Origin of the sequence: Acidovorax soli, from assembly GCF_014207955.1 — a bacterium.
Lineage (GTDB): Bacteria > Pseudomonadota > Gammaproteobacteria > Burkholderiales > Burkholderiaceae_C > Acidovorax > Acidovorax soli_A.
The window spans coordinates 1-19,362 of sequence record NZ_JACHLK010000009.1 but is presented as its reverse complement, the minus strand read 5'-3'; the positions used below and the strand labels follow the sequence as shown (position 1 = coordinate 19,362).

Genomic DNA, 19,362 nt, shown 5'->3' with positions numbered 1-19,362 from the left:
CTCACTCCATCTCGATCTTGCGGGCCTGCACCACCTTGCGCACGCGCTCCAGGCTGGTGGCTATCAGGGCGCCGAACTGCTCGGGCGTGCCGGCGATGGACTCGGCGCCCAGCTCCTTCAGGCGGGCCTGCAGGGCGGGATCCTTGAGCGCATCGGCCGCGGCGGCGTTCAGCCTGGCCACGATGGCCGGCGGCGTCTTGGCAGGCGCCACCAGGCCGAACCAGGTGATGGCGATCTCGTTGAGGTCCGCATGGCCCAGCTCCTTGAAGGTGGGCACATGGGGCAGGGCGGGCAGGCGCTTGTCGGCCGCCACGACGAAGGGCACCAGCTTGCCGGCCTTGATGTAGGGCGCGGACGAGGGGTACTGGTCGCTCAAGAGCTGTGTCTCGCCACCCAGTGCGCCCGTGATCACCGGGCCCATGCCCTTGTAAGGCACGTGGCGCACCTGGATCTTGAGCTCGTCGTTCATGGCCTCGATGATCAGGTGGCCGATGGAGCCTGTGCCCGGCGAGCCGGCATTGAGCTGATCGGGCTTGCTGCGGGCCAGGGCCACCACGGCGGGCAGGCTGTCCACCTTGAGGCTGGGGTGGGCCGAGAACACCGAAGGGATGGAGGCGAGCGCCGTGATGGGCGCGAAGTCTTTGAGGGGGTCGGTGCGCGAGGCCTTGAGCAGTACGGGATTCACGGCCAGCGTGCTCACCGTGCCCACGCCGATGGTGTAGCCATCGGGTGCCGAGCGCGCCACGGCCTCGGCACCGATGGCGCCGCCCGCACCGGCGCGGTTGTCCACCACCACCGACTGGCCCAGCGACTTCTGCATGCGGTCGGCCACCAGGCGCGCCACGATGTCGGTGGAACCGCCGGGGGCAAAGGGCACGATCAGCTTCACGGGCTTGTCGGGGTAGGCCTGGGCGAACGCGGCAGGCATGGCGGTGCACAGGCTGGCGGCTGCAGCGGCCAGCAGCGTGGCACGTCGGGAGAGGAGGGTGTTCATGGTGAAAGCCGGGCTGTAGAAGATGCTGCGGCGGATTGTGCGGCTTGGCTATTGGGCTGACCAATAGAATTTAGGGGTTTTGTATTGGATGGGCTTATGGCAAAGGCTGCAACGGCAGTGACCGACCCCGGCGTAGTGTTCAACCGCCTGCTCGCGCGCGGGCGGCTGCGGCACCTGCAGCTGATCGCCGCCCTGGCCGATGCCGGCAGCGTGCAGCGCGCGGCGGTGGCGGTGGGCATGAGCCAGCCGGCCGCCACCCAGGCCCTGTCGGACCTGGAAGACCTGTTGCAGGCCCCGCTGTTCGAGCGCCACAACCGCGGCGTGCGGCCCACGCGCTTTGGCGAGGCGGTGGTGCCCGTGGCGCGCAATGTGCTGCAGGCCCTGCGCGCCACCACCGAAACCCTGTTGGCCCTGCAGGCCGGGGCCCAGGCCTTTTTGCGCCTGGGCTGCATTCCCGCGGCGGCCTCGGGCCTGCTGGCCCGCGCCCTGCCAGCGCTGCTGCAGGCGCAACCGGGGCTGCAGGTGGAACTGATCGAGGAGAACATGGTGCACCTGCTGCCCGAGCTGGCTGCAGGGCGGCTCGATGCCGTGGTCTGCCGCCGCCCGCAGGACGTACCCGCAGCCTGGCAGTTCGAGCTGCTGCAGGGCGATGCCCCCATGGTGGTGGTGGCGCCCGGCCACCCGCTGGCGGGCCAGCGCAGCGTGGCGCTGGGCCGGCTGGCGGGCCTGCCCTGGGTGCTGCCGCCCCGGGGCATGGGCGTGCGCGACTACTACGACCGCCTTTGGGCCGGCCGGGCAGAACGCCCGCAGCTCTACCCCATGGCCACCACGGCCCTTCCCGTGGTGCTGGAGGTCCTGCGCAGCACCGGTGCGGTGAGCCTCATGCCGCAAAGCATCGCGCAGGGCCTGGTGGACACGGGCCTGGCGGCCGCGCTGGCGGTGCGCCTGCCCGAGGCGCTGGAGTCCTCGCTGCAGGGCCTGGGCCTGCTGACCACGGGCCTGGCCGATGGGCCGGCCCTGGCGGCGCTGCGCAGCCGGCTGCGGTCGGCTTGAGCTATCGGTATCCCTAATGGGTCGGCCCACAAATTAATTGGGCAGCGATGGCTGCGCCAGCCATGATGGCGGCATGCCAGGGCGCAGTGAACGCCCGGCCGATCGACCACCCAGGAGACAAGAATGATGACCACCTTCCGCGCCAGGCGCATGGCTGCCCGCCTGGCTGCCTGCGCCGCCCTGTTCCTTGCTGCCACCGTGCCTGCCCAGGCCCAGCCGGCCGACTGGCCGAGCCGGCCCATCAAGATCATCGTGCCGGCCCCTGCGGGCGGTCCGTTCGACCGCACCATCCGCCCGCTGGCACAGCACCTGTCGCAGACGCTCAAGCAGCCCGTGGTGGTGGACAACCGGCCCAGCGCGGGCAACATCGTCGGCACGCAGGCCGGGGCCACGGCCGCGCCGGACGGCTACAGCGTCACCATGACCGGCATGCTCAACACCATTGCCCAGCACATGTACCCCGGCATTCCCTTCGACATCGTGAAGGACTTCGAGCATGTGGGCAGCATCGGTGCGGGCGCACAGTGGCTGGTGGTGCGCAGCGATGCAGGCATTGGCAGCTTCCAGGACCTGGTGCAACAGGCCAAGCGCGAGCCGGGCAAGATCAACTACGCGAGCTCGGGCGCGGGCAGCACCGGGCACCTGGTGATGGAGGTGCTGCAGCAGGCTGCCGGCCTGCAGCTCACGCACGTGCCCTACAAGGGCGGGGCGCCGGCGCTGCAGGACGTGCTGGCCGGCGTGGTCTCGGTCATCGTGATTCCGCCGAATGCCGCCCTCAGCAGCATCCAGAGCGGCAAGCTCAAGGTGCTGGCCGTCTCCAGCACCGAGCGCAGCCCGATAGCGCCGGCAGCGCCCACCTTCACGGAGCTGGGCTACCAGCAGCTGTCCATCAGCTCCTGGGTCGGCCTGTCCGTGCCCAAGGCCACGCCAGCGGCCATCGTGGCACGGCTGGCGGCGGCGCTGCAAGCGGCCGTCAAGGATCCGGCCATTGCCAGGCAGCTTGAATTCGAGGGCCTCACGCCCCTGGTGAACACCCCGCAGCAGTACACGCAACTGGTGCGCGACGACACCCAGCGCTGGGGCCAGCTGGTGCGCAGCCTGAACATCAAGGCCAACTGACGTTGCTGCTGCTTCTGCGCTTTTCCCCACCCATTCCAGAGGAACCGTTCCCATGCCTTTCGTGACCAGCCACGGCCGAGCCATCTACTACGAGCGCCATGGCGAGGGGCCGGCCATCGTGTTCTGCCACGGCGCCGGATCGAACGCCGCCACCTGGTGGCAGCAACTGCCCGTGTTCACCCAGGCCGGCTACAGCTGCGTGACGCTGGACATCCGCTGCTTCGGGCGTTCGGTCGCGCCGCTGGCCGAATTCACGCTCGAGAACTTCGTCGACGACGTGATCGCCATCGCCGACCAGGAGCAGATCGAGCGCTTTGCGCTTGCGGGCCAGTCGCTGGGCGGCATGGTCGGCCTGAAACTGGCGCTGACCCACCCGGGCCGCATGGCAGCCTTCGTGGCCTGCGACAGCTCGCTCGCCATCGACCATGCCGAGCTGATCGCCATCATCGGCCAGCGCCAGATCAGCCACCGCGCCGTCACCATCGAGCAGCGCTCCCTGGGCGCCTGGTTCCTCAAGAACCACCCCGACAAGGCAGCGCTTTACGCTCAGATCAACCACTTCAACCCCAGCGCGCATTCCATTCCCGCCGCAGAGTGGGGTGGCGCCATCACAGGCCTGCTGCAGCCGCAGCACCTGATCCCCATGGCGGCGCTGCAAACGCTGGCCTGCCCCACGCTGCTGCTGGTGGGCAGCGAAGACCCCATCGTGCCCGTGCGCGTGATGCAGGAGGTGCAGCAGTTGGTGGCGGGCAGCGAACTCGTGGTCGTGCCCGATGCGGGGCACTCGGCGTATTTCGAGAAGCCCGCCGAATTCAATGCCGCCGTGCTGGACTTTCTTGGGCGGCGGGCAGCGCACTGAGCGTGCGTCAGCAGTCGCGCTGTTCTTCGATCAGCACCTGCCGGATCCAGGCGGCAAGCGAGGGCCAGGTCTCGGTGGCTTCGCCGTCGTCGTGCGCCCAATAGACGACCTGGCCATCCGGGGCGACGCAGTAAAAATTGGCGTTGTCGGCACAGACCGGGACCAGGTCGCGGGGGACGCCCCAGGCACCCCAGGCGTTCTCGCACACCCGGGGAAGGAACCGGTGCGAGTCCGGCTTGGTCAGGACCACTGAGGCCAGGGCCCCATGGTTCACATCGCTGGCGCGCATCAGGAAGCGGCGCAGGTCCGGGTGGAAACGCAGGGCCATCTGGTCTTCCATCGCCGCCACTTCCTCCTCGGTGGGCAGGCGTGTCGGGATCGGTACCGCCTCATGGAGCTGGCGGTAGGCGTCGATGGCTGCGTCGAGTGCTGTGGCGGTCATGGTGGCCCGAGTATAGGCAGGCCATTTGCTGACAGGACCGCGCTACATGGGCTCGATCTGCGCCTTCTTCATCATGGCCTCGGTGAAGCCCATTTCCTTGGTGAAGGCGCGCCGGTAGGCCTCTGCGTCCAGGGGCGTGACGCTGCCGCCTTGCTCCTCCAGCGCCGCAATCACGGTGGGTTGGCGGATGGCCTTGTCGAAGGCGCTGCGCATGCGCGCCACGATGGGCTCGGGCGTGCCCGTGGGCACCGACACCCCGCCCCAGGACGTCAGCTCCACCCCGCGCACGCCCAGTTCCGCAAGGGTGGGCACCTGGGGCAGCTTGGGGTTGCGCCGCGTGCCCGCAATCGCCAGGGCGCGCAGCTTGCCGGCCTGGATGTTGCCGTAGGCCACCGAGAAGATGGGCGCACCAAAGGTGACCTGCTGGCCCATGACGGCGTTGACGATCTCGGACGCGCCCTTGTAGGGCACATGGGTGGCACGCACGTCCACCGCGCTCAGCAGCAGCTCCACCCCCAGGTGCGAGGGCGTGCCCACGCCGCCCGAGGCATAGTCGAGCTTGCCGGGGGCCGCGCGGGCCTTGGTGAGCAACTCGTCCAGCGTGCGGATGCCGGATTCCGAATGCACGATGACCACGATGTCCGCGCTGGTCAGGCCCATCACGTGCTGGAAGTCCTTGAGCGCATCGTAGCCCGGCGCCTTGTACATGTGCATGCTGGCGGCCATGGGCGCGCTGGAGTAGATCCAGGTGTAGCCATCGGGGCTCGACTTGGCCACCTGGCGCGCGCCCAGGTTGCCGCCCACACCGCCCCGGTTCTCGATCACCACGGGCTGGCCCAGCTCGCGCGAGACCGCATCCTGGAAGATGCGCGCCGTGGTGTCGGGCGCCGTGCCTGCGAGGAAGGGCACGACCCACTTGATGGGGCGCGAGGGCCAGGCGTCTGCCGCCAGTGCCTTGCCGGGCAGAAGCAGGGTGGATGGTGGGATGAGTGCGGCGGCCAGGCCGTGGCCAAGGAACTGCCGGCGTTGCAAAGGGCGTGCTGTCATGGTCTTTGTCTCCTGTCTTTATAGTGGAATCGGATCGGGCGCTCGAACACTCAGGCTTGGGGTGTCAGCAACTCCTTGGCAATGGTGTTGCGCTGGATCTCGCTCGTGCCCGTGAGCACGCGGTACATGCGCAGCATGCGGAACAGGAACTCCACGCGCCGGCCTTGCACGATGCCTTCGCCGCCATGGATCTGCACGGCCCGGTCGGCGATGCGAAACGCCGTCTCGGAGCAGAACAGCTTGGCCATCGAGGCCTCGGCCCGGGCCTGGCTGCCCGCGTCGATCTGGCGCGCCGTGCCCAGCATCAGCGCACGGGCCGCGCACAGCTCGGTCGCCATGTCGGCCAGCAGGTGCTGGATGGCCTGGAAGTCGCCGATGGCGCGGCCGAACTGGCGGCGCTGCAGCGCGTAGTCGCATGCATCGCGCAGGGCCACCTGGGCCAGGCCCAGCATGGCTGGGCAATGCAACAGCCGGTTCACAGTGATGCGCCCCAGCGCCAGCGCCAGGCCCCGGCCGGCCTCGCCGATCTGGTTGGCGGCCGGCACGCGGCAGCCCTCAAGCACGATGTCGCCGGTGGACGACTGGCCCGCCATGGTCTTGTAGCCCGTCTCCACGCGCACTCCGGGTGCCTTCAGGTCCACGAAGAAGGCCGTGACCTCGCGCTCGGCCGGGTCGCTGGCCGTGGAGGCCATCAGCACCGCGTAGTCGGCAAACGGCGAGCCCGAGATGAAGCGCTTGCGCCCGTCGATCACGAAGCTGTCGCCATCGCGCACCGCTCGGGTTTGCACGGCGCCGGCGTCCGATCCGGCCTCGGCCTCGGTCAGCGCAAAGCAGATGGCCTTGTCGGCCCGGGCCACGGGCGCGATGAACTGCTGCAGCTGGTAGGGCGTGGCCTGGCGCGCCAGTGCCCCCACGCGCGGCGGGCCGCTCAGTTCGCCGAACACATGGGGCGCAAAGGGCGAGCCGCTGGCATAGAGGGCCTCCTTGATGAGCACATGGTCCAGCACCGACAGGCCCAGCCCGCCCATGGCCGTGGGCAGGGTCATGCCGTAGAAGCCCAGTTCGTGCGAGCGCTTCCACACCTGCTGCAGCAGAGCGCGGTCGGCGCCCTGCTCATGGTCGGTGCCATGCTCGCGCGCCAGCGCGGCCAGCTCGCCGAACAGGAACTCGTTGATGCGGCCGATCAGCTCGGCGGCACGTTCCGAGCCTTCGAAGGGGATGTCGAACAGGGGCGCGGGGATGGTGTTGATGGAATCGGTTTTCATGTGTTTCGTCCTCGTGTTCAATTCACCATGCGAGATTGGCCGGTCCAGTAGCTGGCCTGGATCGCCTTGCGCATGACCTTGCCGTTGGGGTTCTTGGGCAGCGAGGGCACGAACTCGATGTGGCGCGGCCGCTTGAAGCCGCCCAGCAGCGGGGCGCAGAAGCGGGCGATGGCCTCGGCGTCCGCATGGCGGCCGGGCTTGAGCACCACGTGCGCGGCCACGGCCTCGCCCCATTTGTCGTCGGGAATCGCGAACACGCAGGCATCGGCCACGGCCTCATGCTGATAGAGCACGGCCTCCACCTCCGAGGGGTAGACATTGAAGCCGCCGCTGATCACCATGTCCTTCTTGCGGTCCACGATGTAGACATAGCCCTCGTCGTCGGCGCGCGCCAGGTCGCCGGTGTGGTAGCGGCCGTCCTTGAGCACCTCGGCCGTGAGTTCGGGCGCGCGCCAGTAGCCGGCGAACACGTCGGGCCCGCTGACCACGATCTCGCCGATCTCGCCCGGGGCCACGGGCTGGCCCTCGTCGTCCACGATCTCCACCAGCGATTCCAGGAAGGGCCGGCCGCACGAGGCCAGGCGCTCGGGCAGGGCAGCGCGGGCGAACAGGTGGTCTTCGACCGACAGGCCGCACACGCCCGAGGTGGTCTCACCGGCGCCGTAGCCCTGCGACAGCACGGGGCCGAACACGTCCATGGCGCGCAGGATGCGCGCGGGCGCCATGGGCGCCGCCCCGTAGCCCAGGCGCAGCAGGTCGGGCAGGGGGCGGTACTGGCCCTCCAGCTCGGCCAGCAGCATGTTGATCATGGTGGGCACCATGAAGGTGTGGGTCACGCGCTCGGCGCGCATCTCGGCGATGAAGCGGCCCGGCTCGAAGCCCGAGAACAGGCGGATGGTGACGCCGCTGCACAGCGCCGGCACGAGCTGCATGCCCGAGGCATGGGTGACCGGCCCCACCAGGCCCAGCAGGTGGCCGCTGCGCATGCCATCGGAGCGCATGAGGAACTTGCGCAACTGCGCCAGCCGGTTGCCGAAGGTCTGCATGGCCGCCTTGAGCACGCCCGACGAACCCGAGGTGTAGTGCAGCACGGCCACCTCATCGGCTGTGACGCGCTCGGCCGTGAAGGTATCGCTGGCAGCGGCCAGTGCGGCTTCGTACGAGCTGTCCGCCGGGCCGTCGAGCAGCAGCAGGCGCGGCATGGCGCCCGTGATGTGCGCGCGAAAGGACTCGGCGCGTTCGGCCGTGGTGACGATCACCGCGGCATCGCTGTTGGCGGTGATCGCGCCCACCTCGGCAGGCGACAGGCGGGCGTTGAACGGCGCCTTGATGAAGGCGCCCTTGTAGCAGGCCAGCTCGATCTCGACAATCTCGGTGCAGTTGGGCAGGTAGATGCCCACGCGGTCCCCGCGCACCAGGCCCATGCCGCGCAGGGCATTGGCCAGGCGGTTGGAGCGCTGCTCCAGCTCGGCATAGGTGAGGCTGCGCGTGGCGCTGGTGACGGCCAGTTGCCGGGCATGGGCCCGCGCGCTGCGCGAGACGAGTTCGCCGACGTTGGCAACAAAAGCGGCGCTCGGGCCGGGGCTGGGGGCGGGGTTTGGCATGTGTCTCCTGGTGTGCTCCATGTCCGTGGCGGCATGGCATGGGGGCACTGTTCCAGAAGATGGCCGGCTGCAGGAAATACTGTTTGTTGATGCCAGGCCATCAAAAAAATTGATGGCCTGTCTGGTGGGTCAGAACTGCAGCTCGGCCCGCCAGACGCCTTCGCGCACCAGCCGCGTGGTCTCCTGCCGCAGCGCGTCGATGACCACTTGCGTCACTGCATCCACCGGCCGGTCCGCCGGCGTGGCCAGGCTGTAGGTGCGCTGCAGCTGGGGGCGTACCACGCGGGCCACGATCCAGCCCTCGCGGTCCTGGTGCGGGCTGTCGGCGAGCGAGCAGGCAGGCGTGAAGGTGAAGCCCGCACCGCACTGGTAGAGCGAGCGGATCACGCGGGCCGAGTCGTGTTCGTGCACCACGTTCAAGGCCACGCCCAGGCTGGCGGCGGCTTCCTCCACGCTCTGGCGGATCGAAAAGCGCCGTGACTGCAGCACCAGAGGCAGTTGCGCCGCCTGGGCGAAGTCGATCTCGGGCAGGCCTTCGCCCTTGCGCCCCCGCGCGGCGGGGCGCAGCAATGGCGCTACCGTGCCGTCGGCGTCCCGGCCGCACGTGTAGATGGACTCGCGCACCAGCGGCGTGCAGCGCAGCCCGTCGATCTGCGGCGTGTCCACCAGAATGCCCACGTCGGCCCGGCGGTCCAGCATGGCCTTGCGCACCATCAGGCTCAGGTCGTCGAGCACGAACACGCGGATGCGCGGGTGGCTGCGCTTGAGTGCGGCCAAAACCGGCCCGAGCAGCAGAGAAGCCAGCAGAAAGGGCGCCGCCACCGTCACCGAGCCCTCGGGCCCCTGCGGCAGGCGCTGGATGCGTTCGCGCACGGCCTCGGCGTCCGAGAGCAGGCGGCGCGCGTCCTCGTACAGCTGCATGCCGGCCGGTGTGGGGGTCACGCCCGCATGCGAGCGGTCGAACAGCAGCGTGCCCAGCTCGGCTTCGAGCTTCTTGATCTGCGCGGTCAGCGCCGGCTGGGCCACGTACAGCGACCCTGCGGCGCGCGACAGGCTGCCCGCTTCGAGCACGGCGATGAAGTAGCGAAGGGTGCGCAGGTCCATGGCACGACTCTACCCGGTGGCTGGATCGGTATGCGCCCACCGAGTTTGCAAACGCGGATTTCTTCGTTGGCAGGCGCTGGCCGGCTCCCCATGATGGGCGCAGTCCCCCATTCCACCTTCTCAGGAGCCCGCTATGCCCGTCCAGTTCATCGGCATGATCCAGCCGCACGAAGTCTCTGAAACCATTGCCCGCAAGGGCCCGGCCGTGGATTCCGCCTATGTGCGCGTGTTCGCCCAGGCGCATGAGCATGCGGGCTTCGACCGCATCCTGGTGCCGGCCAGCTCGTCGAGTCCGGACACGTTGCTCACCGTGGCCTACGCCGCCTCGGTCACCGAGAAGATCGGCTTTCTGCTGGCCCACCGCCCGGGCTTCGTGGCGCCCACGCTGGCCGCGCGCCAGCTGGCCACGCTGGACCACTACACCGGCGGCCGCCTGGCGGTGCACTACATCAGCGGTGGCTCCGACGAGGACCAGCAGCGCGACGGCGACTTCCTCGACCACGACCAGCGCTATGCGCGCACCGACGAATACCTGGAGCTGCTGCGCCGCGTCTGGACGGCCGACAAGCCCTTCGACCACGAAGGCGCCCACTACCGTGCCAAGGGCGTGTGGTCCGAGGTCAAGCCGCTGCAGCAGCCCTTTGTGCCCATCTACTTTGGCGGTGCCTCGGCGCCCGCGCTGCAGGTGGCCGGCAAGCATGCCGATGTGTACGCCCTGTGGGGCGAGTCGCTGGCCCAGGCCGGCGACCTGGTGCGCCGCGTGCGCGCCGAGGCCACGCTGCACGGGCGCGAGGTGCAGTTCAGCATCTCCTTCCGCCCCATCCTGGGTAAGACCGAGGAGGAGGCCTGGGCCCGTGCCGACCAGATCCTCGAAGACACGCGCCGCCTGCGCGTGCAGCAGGGCTATTCGCGCGGCATCGGCCCGCAGCAGAGCGAAGGGGCCCAGCGCCTGCTGGCCGACGCCGCCAAGGGCGACCGCGTGGACGAGCGCCTGTGGACCGCCATCGCGCGCGAGATCGGCGGGCGCTCCAACTCCACCTCGCTGGTGGGCACGCCCGAGCAGGTGGCCGATGCACTGCTGAAATACTATGACCTGGGCATCACCACCTTCCTGATCCGCGGCTTCGACCCGCTGGTCGACGTGATCGACTACGGCCGCGAGCTGCTGCCCCTGGTGCGCGCCAAGGTGGCCGAGCGCGACCGGCAGGCCGCTGGCCAGGTGGCGTTGAAAGTCGCCTGACCCCTTCGGACCCGTGCCTCTGCGGCGCGCACTCCTTGCGGGGTGCGCGCCGTGGCATTTGGCGATCAGGCGGGGGAGGGCGCAGCACCCCGGGCACCGATGGCGCTGCCGAAGCTGCGGTCCCACAGCGGCGCCACCTGGGCCGGGCCGTCGAGCACGCCCAGCTGCAAAAAGGTGTCGGCCACGGCCTGGTGGCCCTTGACCACGCTGTCGTCCACGGCGCGCAGGTCGTAGTCGGTGCTGCGGTTGTTCCACAGCTCGATCAGGTCGCCCACGGGCACGCGGGTCTCCTCGGACTGGGCGCGTGCATAGGCCAGGTAGTTGCCATTGGCCCAGAGGTAGGCGCGGCGCAGGCGCTGCAGGTAGTCGCTGATGGCCGCTTGCTTGGGCGGGTCCTGGATGGACTTGGGGTTGGCATAGATGGGAAAGTTGCCCGAGAGGTAGCCATCGCCCGTCTTGAGCACGCGCGCGCCATAGCGCAGGCGCGCCAGTTGGCCGTTGTAGCCGTAGATGGCCCAGGCATCGAGGTCGCCGCGGTCAAAGGCCGACAGGCCGTCGGCCGGCGTGAGGTTCACTGCGTTGATGTCGGCAAACGACAGCCCGGCCTCGGCCAGCTGCCGGCTCAGGTAGTAGTGCGAGGTGGTGGCGCGCACATAGCCCACGCGCTTGCCTTTCAAGTCCGCGATGCGCTGGATGGGAGCCTCCTTGCGCGCCAGCGTGACCTGGTTGTTCAGGTCCTCGCGCACCACGGCGATGAAGCGCACCTGCGCCTTCTGGCGCGCGGCGAACAGCGCAGGGATCTCGCTGCCCGAGCCCAGGTCCAGCGCATCGCCGTTGATGGCCTCGATGTGCAGCACGCCGTTGTTGAGCTCGCGCCACTCGATGCGGTAGGGCGTCTGGCCCTGGCCGCTGGCGGCAATGAGGGGGCGCCACAGGCCCTTGTAGGTGCCGATGCGCAGGGTGACCTTGGACAGATCGGCGGCGCTGGTGGCCAGTGCCGGCGCGCCCAGCGTGGCCAGGGTGGCGGCGCCCAGGCCAGCGCGCAGCAGGCTGCGGCGGTGGTGGAATAGGGGGGATGGCATGGGGGATGGTCCTTTCGTCGTATGGGCAAAAGCCGCAAGCGTCGCCCAGCAGGTGCGCCGGCCCAACGACCATTGCGTAGCATCGATATGCGGAAATCGGCGCGCTGCAGGGCGGGCCCGCGCTTCATGCCAAAACCGAATGTGCACGCGCGCTTTTCTTCGTTGGCGGTGCCTGGGGCGGCCTTTAAGGTGGGCAGCACATTTCCCCCGACCCAAGGCTCCCCCCATGTCTTCCCCTGCCACGCTGCTGCAATCGCCGAACCTCCCCGCCCGCAACCCCTTGCCCCAGCGCAAGGACTGGTTCGACCCGCCGGCTGCGCGCCCCACGCTGGAGGCCGAGCGCCGCCACCGGCAGGAGAACCTGGCCGTGGCTTTTCGCCTGTTTGCCCAGCATGGCTTCGACCATGGCCTGGCGGGGCATATCACCGCGCGCGACCCGGAGTGGAGCGACCACTTCTGGGTCAATCCGCTGGGCCTGCATTTTTCGCAGATCAAGGTGTCAGACCTGCTGCTCGTCAACTCCCAGGGCGAGATCGTGGTCGGCAAAGGCCCGCTGAACCGCGCGGCCTTTGCCATCCACGCGGCGCTGCACGAGACGCGGCCCGACATCGTGGCCGCCGCGCACACGCATTCGACCTATGGCAAGGCCTGGTCGGCGCTGGGCCGCCGGCTCGACCCGTTGACGCAGGACTCGTGCATCTTCTACGAGGACCATGCCCTGTTCGACGACTTCACGGGCGTGGTGCTCGAGACCGACGAAGGCTTTCGCATCGGCCAGGCCCTGGGCCACAAGAAGGCCGTGATCCTGCAGAACCACGGCATCCTGACGGCCGGCCCCTCGGTGGAGGCGGCTGCCTGGTGGTACATCGCGCTCGAGAACGCCTGCCACACCCAGCTGCTGGCCGAGGCCGCGGGCGTGCCCCGGCCCATCCGCCCCGAGGTGGCGCGCCACACGCATTCGCAGATCGGCGGGCCGGGCGGGGCGCATTTCACTTTCAGGAGCCTGTTCGACATCGTGGTGCGCGAACACCCCGAGGTGCTGCAATGAACGCGCCGCTCACCGCAGGCCAGCTGGCCCGCACCCTGGCCGTGGAGTTCGGCGCGCGCGCTGCCGCGCACGACCGCGAGGGCAGTTTTCCGCACCGCAACTTCACCGAGCTGCAGCAGGCCGGCCTGCTGTCGCTGGCCGGCGCACGCCACCTGGGCGGGCAGGGGGCCTCTCTGGGGCAACTGGCCGAGGTGGTCGGTGCCGTGGGGCAGGGCTGCCCGGCCACGGCGCTGGTGCTGACCATGCAGTACATGCAGCAGCGCGCCATGGGCCGCGCCGGCTCTCCCTGGCCCGAGGCGCTGGCGCGCCAACTGGTGCAGGAGTCGGTGCGCGAGGTCTCGCTGGCCAATGCCTTGCGTGTGGAACCGGAACTGGGCTCACCCGGGCGCGGCGGGCTGCCGGCCACCGTGGCGCGGCGTGTGGGGGAGGGCTGGCGCATCAGCGGCCACAAGATCTACTCGACCGGCGCGCCCATTCTGCGCTGGTATGTGGTCTGGGCCCGCACCGACGAGGAGGTGCCGCGCACCGGCGCCTTTCTGGTCCGCGCGGGGGCGCCGGGCATCCGCATCGAGCCCACCTGGGACCACCTGGGCCTGCGCGCCAGTGGCAGCCACGACGTGCATTTCGACGGCGTGCCCGTGCCCGCCCACCATGCACTGGAACTGCGCCTGCCGCAGGACTGGGCGCGCGGTGACGCGCTGGCGCAGGCCGAGATGGTGGTCCTGCTGGGCAGTCTTTATACCGGTGTGGCGCGGGCTGCGCGTGAATGGCTGCTCGAGTTTCTGCGCACGCGCATCCCTACCAGCCTGGGCGCGCCGCTGGCCAGCCTGCCCCGCGTGCAGGAGGCCGTGGGCACGCTCGAAGGGCTGCTGCTCACCAATGATCGCCTGCTGCGCGGCCTGGCGTCCGACGTGGATGCCGGTGTTCCGGTGCCGTCGGTCGACAGCGGCCTTGTCAAGTCCACCGCCACCCACAACGCCGTGCAGGCGGTGGAAGTGGCGCTGTCGCTCACCAGCAACCACGGCCTGGCCCGGCGCAACCCGCTGGAGCGCCACCTGCGCGACGTGCTGTGCGGCCGCATCCATACGCCGCAGGACGACAGCGTGCATGTGGCGGCCGGCAAGGCGGCCCTGGGGCAGGGGGCGGCCGCATGAGTGCCGTGCTTGCGCCCCGGCCCACGGTGGTGCTCAACCAGACCGGCGAGACCGCAGATGCGCTGCTGGCCTCGGCTGCGCTGCCGGTCGAACTGGCTGCCGACCCCGTGGCACCGCCTTGGACGCGGGCTGGCGAGGTGGACGTGTTGTTTACCGGCCCGCGCAACGGCTGGCGCGATGCGCCGGCCCAAGCGCCCGCGGGCTGGCCCGGCCGGCTGCAGTGGGTGCACCTGGCATCGGCCGGCATCGATTTCTTTCCGCCCTGGCTGCTCGACGTGCCGCTGGTGACCTGCTCGCGCGGCGTGGCCGCTGTGCCGATTGCCGAATACGTGCTGGCGGCGGTCCTCACCCACGAAAAGCACTGGGACACGCTGCAGGTGGACGGCGCCAGGCGCTGGCGCGACACCTTCCAGCGCGTGGACCGGCAGCCAACGGGTTCCCTGCGCGGCCGCGCGCTGGGCATTGCCGGCTACGGCGCCATCGGGCGCGAGGTGGCGCGGCTGGGGCAGGCCTTCGGCATGCAGGTCACGGTGCTGCGGCGCGGGGGTGTGCCGGTTGATGGGGTACCGTCGGCCGCTTCCATCGAGGAACTGCTGGCCGCATCGGACCACCTGGTGCTGGCCCTGCCGATCACGCCCGAGACGCAGCACCTGGTCAACGCCGCCACCCTGGCCCATGCGCGGCCCGGCCTGCACCTGGTGAACGTCGCGCGCGGTGCGCTGGTGGACCAGCAGGCCTTGTTGCACGCGCTCGACGAGGGGCACCTGTCGGGCGCGACCCTCGATGTGACCGACCCGGAGCCATTGCCCGAAGGGCACCGCCTGTACCGCCACCCGCGCGTGCGGCTCACGCCCCATGTGTCCTGGGCCGTGCAGGATGCGGGCGAGGCCACGGCGCGCAAGTTCGTCGCCAATCTGTCGCGTTTTCTTGCAGGCGAGTTGCTGGAAGATGTGGTGGACCGGGCGCGCGGCTACTGAGAAAAGCGCATATGCATGGGTGCAAGCCTTCGTTGGCCGGGCGCGCCCTGGGTGCTGCAATCGTGGCAGTTCCAACCGATTGACGCCCTGCTGCGTCCCCAGACCACCATGCTGCGCCGCCAATTCCACCATCTGCTCACCGCTTCCGTCGCCGCCAGTTCCTTTCTGTCGCCGGTGCTCACCCATGCCCAGTCGCGCGTGCTGTTGCGCGCGGGCGACCAGAAGGGCGGCCTGCAGGCCCTGCTCGATGCCGCGGGTGAACTCAAGAACCTGCCCTACGACATCAAGTGGAGCGAGTTCCCGGCTGCGGCGCCACTGGCCGAGGCACTGAACGCCAATGCCGTGGACTTCGGCCCCATCGGCGATGCGCCGCTGCTGTTCACCCTGGCCGCGGGCAGCCGCGTCAAGGCCTTTGCCGTGAGCCGTTCCGATGCCTATGGCACGGCGGTGCTGGTGGCGCCCAACTCGCCGCTCAAGACGGCGGCCGACCTCAAGGGAAAGAGCATTGCCACCAACCGCGGCTCTATCGGCCATTTCGTCACCTTGAAGGCGCTGGAGTCCGCGGGCCTCAAGGCCGAGGACGTGCAACTGCGCTTCATCCCCCCGGCCGATGCGAAACTGGCCCTGACCCAGGGCTCGGTGGACGCCTGGGCCACCTGGGAGCCCTATACCGCGCTGGCCGAGACCAGCGGCCATGCGCGCGTGCTGGTCAATGGCCGCGGCCTGTGGACCGGGCTGAGCTACCTGGCCGCCACCGATGCGGCCCTGGCCGAGAAGGCCACCGTGCTGCAGGACTTCAAGGAGCGCGTGGAGCGCGCGCAGGTCTGGTCGTACAAGAACGCCAAGCCCTTCGGCCAGTCGCTGGCGCGCATCATCGGTATCCCGGCCGATGCCGCACAGCTGCAGTTCGAGCGCCGCGCCACGCGCTGGCAGGACATCGATGCCCAGGTGATCGCCGACCAGCAGCGCACAGCCGATTTCTACCTGGCGGCCGGCCTCATCAAGCAGCGGCTGGATGTGCGCGCGACATTCGATACCCGGTTCAATACCGGAAAAGCCTGACGGGGGCGGACCGGCGGCGCCAGGGCATTCGGCCCGCCGCCAGCAGCCTTGCGCGCTGCGCCGCACAATCGGCGCCTATGAATTCTTCTTCGACGATGCTGCGCCTGATCAGCGTGGCGGGCTTTGCCAGCATGGCCTCCATGCGCATCTGCGACCCCATGCTGGTTGCCTTGTCCCGCGAATTCCAGGTCACCACGGGCGATGCCTCGGCCGTGATCGCCGCCTTTGCTGTGGCCTATGGCGTGCTGCAGCTGTTCTACGGCCCGCTGGGCGACCGCTTTGGCAAGGTGCGCGTGATCATCAGTGCCACGTTTGCCTGCGCCGTGTTCAGCGCCGTCACGGCGCTGGCGCCCACGCTGCCGATGCTGGTGGCTTCGCGCGCCTTCATGGGCGCGGCGGCGGCCGGCATCATCCCGCTGTCCATGGCCTGGATCGGCGACAGCGTGGCCTATGAGCAGCGCCAGGAAACGCTGGCCCGGCTCATGGTGGCCACGGTATCGGGGATGATGGCCGGCCAGTGGTTCGGTGGCTTCGCCGTGGAGGTGCTGGGCTGGCGCCTGGCGTTTGCGGTGTTGTCCTTGTTGTTCCTTAGCGCCGCCACCATGCTGTTGCGCCAGGTGCGCCTGACAGCGGCGCGTGCGGTCGCATCCGGTGAAGGTGTGGCAGAAGAGCCCGCGCCATTCTCGCTGCAGGCCTACCTGGCCACCACCAAGCGCCTGCTGAGCATGCCGCGCGTGCGCTGGGTGCTGGCCATCGTGGCGGTGGAGGGGGCCCTGGGTTTTGGCACCATGGCCTTCGTGCCGGCGCGCATGGTCGATGGCTTTGGCCTGTCCCCATCGGCGGCGGGCGGGGTGATGGTGCTGTATGGCGTGGGCGGGCTGGTCTACAGCCTCATGGCGCGCCGCTGGCTGGCCATGCTGGGCGAAAAGGGCCTGGCCTTGCTGGGCTCCGTGATGATCGGCGGGGGCCTGCTGCTGCTGGCCTGGGCGCCGCTGGTACCGCTGGCGGTGCTGGGCTGCTTCTCTGCCGGCCTGGGCTTTTACATGCTGCACAACACCTTGCAGGTGCAGGCCACGCAGATGGCGCCCGAGGCGCGCGGTACGGCCGTGACACTGTTCGCCTGCCTGCTGTTCCTGGGGCAGTCGCTCGGAGTTCTGGCCGTTGCGGCCAGTGTGGACCGCGGGTGGATCGCGCAGGTGTTCTCGATCGCCGCCGTGTGCGTGGTGGTGCTGGGTGTGCTGGTCTCACGCAGGGTGAATGCGCGGGTTTTACAGGGCAAGACCGCCTGATTTCAGCGTCTAAATAACCAAACTGTCTTATTACCCAATTTTTTGATAGTTTGTTTCTTTATGTTGCAATAGTACATTCCCTTATCCTTTTCATCCAGGGCCGGACCGGCGCCACAGGCGGGCGCACGGCGGCCTTTTTGCATTTCATGATCGACTTACGGGGTATCACCCAGATTTACCCGGGCCCACAAGGCCCGGTGGAGGCCCTCAAGGGCATCGACCTGCACATCCAGACGGGCGAGGTCTTCGGCATCATCGGCAGGAGCGGCGCGGGCAAGAGCTCGCTGGTGCGCGTCATCAACCTGCTCAACCGGCCCACGCAGGGCGAGGTCATCGTCAATGGCCGCGACCTCACCAAGCTCAATGATGCGCAACTGCGCGAAGCGCGGCGCGACATCGGCATGGTGTTCCAGCACTTCAACCTGCTGTCCTCGCGCACGGTGTTCGACAACGCGGCCCTGCCGCTGGAGCTGGCGGGCATGGACAAGGCCGCCATCCGCGAGCGCGTGAACCCGCTCCTGGAACTGGTGGGCCTGTCGGCCCTGGCCAACCGCTACCCGGCGCAGATCAGCGGCGGGCAAAAGCAGCGCGTGGGCATTGCGCGTGCGCTGGCCAGCCGCCCCAAGGTGCTGCTCTCCGACGAGGCCACCTCGGCGCTGGACCCCGAGACCACGCGCTCCATCCTCGACCTGCTGCGCCAGGTGAACCGGGAGCTGGGCCTCACCGTGGTGCTCATCACCCACCAGATGCAGGTCATCAAGCAGATCGCCGACCGCGTGGCCGTGATCGAGGCCGGCCGCATCGTGGAGCAGGGCCGCGTGCTCGACGTGTTCACGCGTCCCGAGCAGGCCATCACCAAGAGCCTGATCGACGAGATCCTGCCGCAGGAGCTGCCCGCCAGCGTGCTCGACCACGTGCGCAAGCTCACCGGCCAACTGGCCACCACGGCACCCGGCAACGCCGGCCGCCTGCTGCGCCTGTCGTACTCGGGCGACAGCGCCTACCAGCCCATTTTGTCGCAGCTGATCCGCGAGTTCGGCGTGGACATGAGCATCCTGCACGGCCAGGTCGACGAGATCCAGGACGAGACCTTCGGCTCGCTGGCCGTGTACGCCAGCGGCGAGCCCGCGCGCCTGCGCGGTGCCGTGGAGCACCTGCGCGCCGGTGGCGTCGCGGTCGAAGAAGTCATGATCGAAACCTGAGGGGGCAAAAGCAATGTTCGACCATTTCACTCCGGCCATGCTGGAACTCTTTGCTTCGTCCCTGTGGGAGACGCTCATCATGGTGGGCATCTCGGGCATCGTCGGCGGCCTCATCGGCGTGCCGCTGGGGGTGTTCCTGCGCCTCACCGACCATGGCGGCGTGCTGCAGAACGGCCCCGTCAACAAGCTTGTGGGCTGGCTGGTGAATGCGGTGCGCTCCACGCCCTTCATCATCCTGCTGGTGGCCATCATCCCGTTCACGCGCTTCATCACGGGCTCGTCCATCGGCACGGCGGCGGCCGTGGTGCCGCTGACCATTGCCGCAGCCCCTTTTGTGGCGCGGTTGGTGGAGGCAGCGTTGCGCGAGGTGGACCATGGGCTGGTCGAGGCCGCCCAGGCCATGGGGGCTACGACCAGCCAGATCGTCTGGAAGGTTCTGCTGCCCGAAGCCTTGCCGGGCATCGTTGCTGGGTTGACCATCACCTTTGTCAGCCTGACTGGCTACTCTGCCATGGCGGGGGCCATTGGTGGTGGTGGGCTGGGTGATCTGGGGATTCGGTATGGGTACCAGCGGTTCTTGCCGGAGATCATGCTGGCTGTGGTGCTGGTGTTGATTTTCTTTGTGCAGGCGGTGCAGAGTCTCGGGGATTGGGCTGTGCGTCGGCTGAGCCATCGCTAGTCTCTGTGATGGTTGCTGCATGCCTTGATTGAGGGCGGGAGCCGGGGTGTGCGCCCGGCGGCGCACCTACTTTCTTTTTGCGCATGTATAGACCGGGGACATGGTGAACAGGTGTGCGAGGACATGGTGAACACTTTGGGCG

The 19,362-nt window shown here is 69.0% G+C and carries 18 protein-coding genes; 11 read left to right on the top strand and 7 right to left on the bottom strand.

Annotation, left to right across the window (positions count from 1 at the left end):
• Nucleotide 1: 1 nt before the first annotated feature.
• Complete coding sequence (locus HNP48_RS21020; RefSeq protein WP_184860698.1) at nucleotides 2–994, bottom strand: tripartite tricarboxylate transporter substrate binding protein; 993 nt, start codon at nucleotides 992–994, stop codon at nucleotides 2–4.
• Nucleotides 995–1,090: 96 nt separating this feature from the next.
• Between HNP48_RS21020 and HNP48_RS21015 the strand changes: the two genes are divergently transcribed.
• The 3 genes from HNP48_RS21015 to HNP48_RS21005 all read left to right on the top strand — a co-directional run bounded on the left by HNP48_RS21015 (nucleotide 1,091) and on the right by HNP48_RS21005 (nucleotide 4,025).
• The gene (locus tag HNP48_RS21015) at nucleotides 1,091–2,047 is read left to right on the top strand and encodes a LysR substrate-binding domain-containing protein (protein ID WP_184860696.1); all 957 of its coding nucleotides are present in this window, start codon (nucleotides 1,091–1,093) and stop codon (nucleotides 2,045–2,047) included.
• A gap of 123 nt (nucleotides 2,048–2,170) precedes the next feature.
• On the top strand, nucleotides 2,171–3,166 hold the full coding sequence (locus HNP48_RS21010) for a tripartite tricarboxylate transporter substrate binding protein (protein ID WP_184860694.1): 996 nt from the start codon (nucleotides 2,171–2,173) through the stop codon (nucleotides 3,164–3,166).
• A 52-nt stretch (nucleotides 3,167–3,218) separates the two neighbouring features.
• A complete protein-coding gene (locus HNP48_RS21005; RefSeq protein ID WP_184860692.1) occupies nucleotides 3,219–4,025 on the top strand; it encodes an alpha/beta fold hydrolase in 807 nt (268 codons plus the stop codon).
• 7 nt (nucleotides 4,026–4,032) lie between these two features.
• Here HNP48_RS21005 and HNP48_RS21000 read toward each other — a convergent pair whose 3' ends face one another.
• The 5 genes from HNP48_RS21000 to HNP48_RS20980 form a co-directional block, all read right to left on the bottom strand.
• The gene (locus tag HNP48_RS21000) at nucleotides 4,033–4,467 is read right to left on the bottom strand and encodes an SMI1/KNR4 family protein (protein ID WP_184860690.1); all 435 of its coding nucleotides are present in this window, start codon (nucleotides 4,465–4,467) and stop codon (nucleotides 4,033–4,035) included.
• Between the two features lie 42 nt (nucleotides 4,468–4,509).
• Nucleotides 4,510–5,514 carry a tripartite tricarboxylate transporter substrate binding protein gene (locus HNP48_RS20995; RefSeq protein WP_184860688.1) on the bottom strand — a complete coding sequence of 335 codons (1,005 nt, stop codon included), beginning with the start codon at nucleotides 5,512–5,514 and terminating at the stop codon, nucleotides 4,510–4,512.
• Nucleotides 5,515–5,564: 50 nt separating this feature from the next.
• Nucleotides 5,565–6,779, bottom strand: a complete 1,215-nt coding sequence (locus HNP48_RS20990; protein ID WP_184860686.1) for an acyl-CoA dehydrogenase family protein — start codon at nucleotides 6,777–6,779, stop codon at nucleotides 5,565–5,567.
• 17 nt (nucleotides 6,780–6,796) lie between these two features.
• On the bottom strand, nucleotides 6,797–8,383 hold the full coding sequence (locus tag HNP48_RS20985; protein ID WP_184860684.1) for an AMP-binding protein: 1,587 nt from the start codon (nucleotides 8,381–8,383) through the stop codon (nucleotides 6,797–6,799).
• Between the two features lie 129 nt (nucleotides 8,384–8,512).
• Nucleotides 8,513–9,487 (bottom strand): LysR family transcriptional regulator, encoded by a 975-nt coding sequence (locus HNP48_RS20980; protein ID WP_184860683.1) that lies wholly within the window; start codon nucleotides 9,485–9,487, stop codon nucleotides 8,513–8,515.
• A 133-nt stretch (nucleotides 9,488–9,620) separates the two neighbouring features.
• Here HNP48_RS20980 and HNP48_RS20975 point away from each other — a divergent pair, with 133 nt between their 5' ends.
• The gene (locus HNP48_RS20975; RefSeq protein WP_184860681.1) at nucleotides 9,621–10,727 is read left to right on the top strand and encodes an LLM class flavin-dependent oxidoreductase; all 1,107 of its coding nucleotides are present in this window, start codon (nucleotides 9,621–9,623) and stop codon (nucleotides 10,725–10,727) included.
• 65 nt (nucleotides 10,728–10,792) lie between these two features.
• Here HNP48_RS20975 and HNP48_RS20970 read toward each other — a convergent pair whose 3' ends face one another.
• The gene (locus HNP48_RS20970) at nucleotides 10,793–11,809 is read right to left on the bottom strand and encodes an ABC transporter substrate-binding protein (RefSeq protein WP_184860679.1); all 1,017 of its coding nucleotides are present in this window, start codon (nucleotides 11,807–11,809) and stop codon (nucleotides 10,793–10,795) included.
• 226 nt (nucleotides 11,810–12,035) lie between these two features.
• Here HNP48_RS20970 and HNP48_RS20965 point away from each other — a divergent pair, with 226 nt between their 5' ends.
• From HNP48_RS20965 to HNP48_RS20935, 7 genes are all read left to right on the top strand, one after another.
• A complete protein-coding gene (locus tag HNP48_RS20965; RefSeq protein WP_184860677.1) occupies nucleotides 12,036–12,857 on the top strand; it encodes a class II aldolase/adducin family protein in 822 nt (273 codons plus the stop codon).
• Nucleotides 12,854–14,011, top strand: a complete 1,158-nt coding sequence (locus tag HNP48_RS20960; protein WP_184860675.1) for an acyl-CoA dehydrogenase family protein — start codon at nucleotides 12,854–12,856, stop codon at nucleotides 14,009–14,011. The genes HNP48_RS20965 and HNP48_RS20960 overlap by 4 nt, the downstream gene beginning before the upstream one ends.
• Nucleotides 14,008–14,988, top strand: a complete 981-nt coding sequence (locus HNP48_RS20955) for an NAD(P)-dependent oxidoreductase (RefSeq protein ID WP_184860673.1) — start codon at nucleotides 14,008–14,010, stop codon at nucleotides 14,986–14,988. The genes HNP48_RS20960 and HNP48_RS20955 overlap by 4 nt, the downstream gene beginning before the upstream one ends.
• 108 nt (nucleotides 14,989–15,096) lie before the next feature.
• Nucleotides 15,097–16,050 carry an ABC transporter substrate-binding protein gene (locus tag HNP48_RS20950; protein ID WP_184860671.1) on the top strand — a complete coding sequence of 318 codons (954 nt, stop codon included), beginning with the start codon at nucleotides 15,097–15,099 and terminating at the stop codon, nucleotides 16,048–16,050.
• A gap of 77 nt (nucleotides 16,051–16,127) precedes the next feature.
• Nucleotides 16,128–17,339 (top strand): MFS transporter, encoded by a 1,212-nt coding sequence (locus HNP48_RS20945; protein WP_260420318.1) that lies wholly within the window; start codon nucleotides 16,128–16,130, stop codon nucleotides 17,337–17,339.
• 146 nt (nucleotides 17,340–17,485) lie between these two features.
• The gene (locus tag HNP48_RS20940; RefSeq protein ID WP_184860669.1) at nucleotides 17,486–18,541 is read left to right on the top strand and encodes a methionine ABC transporter ATP-binding protein; all 1,056 of its coding nucleotides are present in this window, start codon (nucleotides 17,486–17,488) and stop codon (nucleotides 18,539–18,541) included.
• 13 nt (nucleotides 18,542–18,554) lie between these two features.
• The gene (locus HNP48_RS20935) at nucleotides 18,555–19,220 is read left to right on the top strand and encodes a methionine ABC transporter permease (protein WP_184860667.1); all 666 of its coding nucleotides are present in this window, start codon (nucleotides 18,555–18,557) and stop codon (nucleotides 19,218–19,220) included.
• Nucleotides 19,221–19,362: the final 142 nt, after the last annotated feature.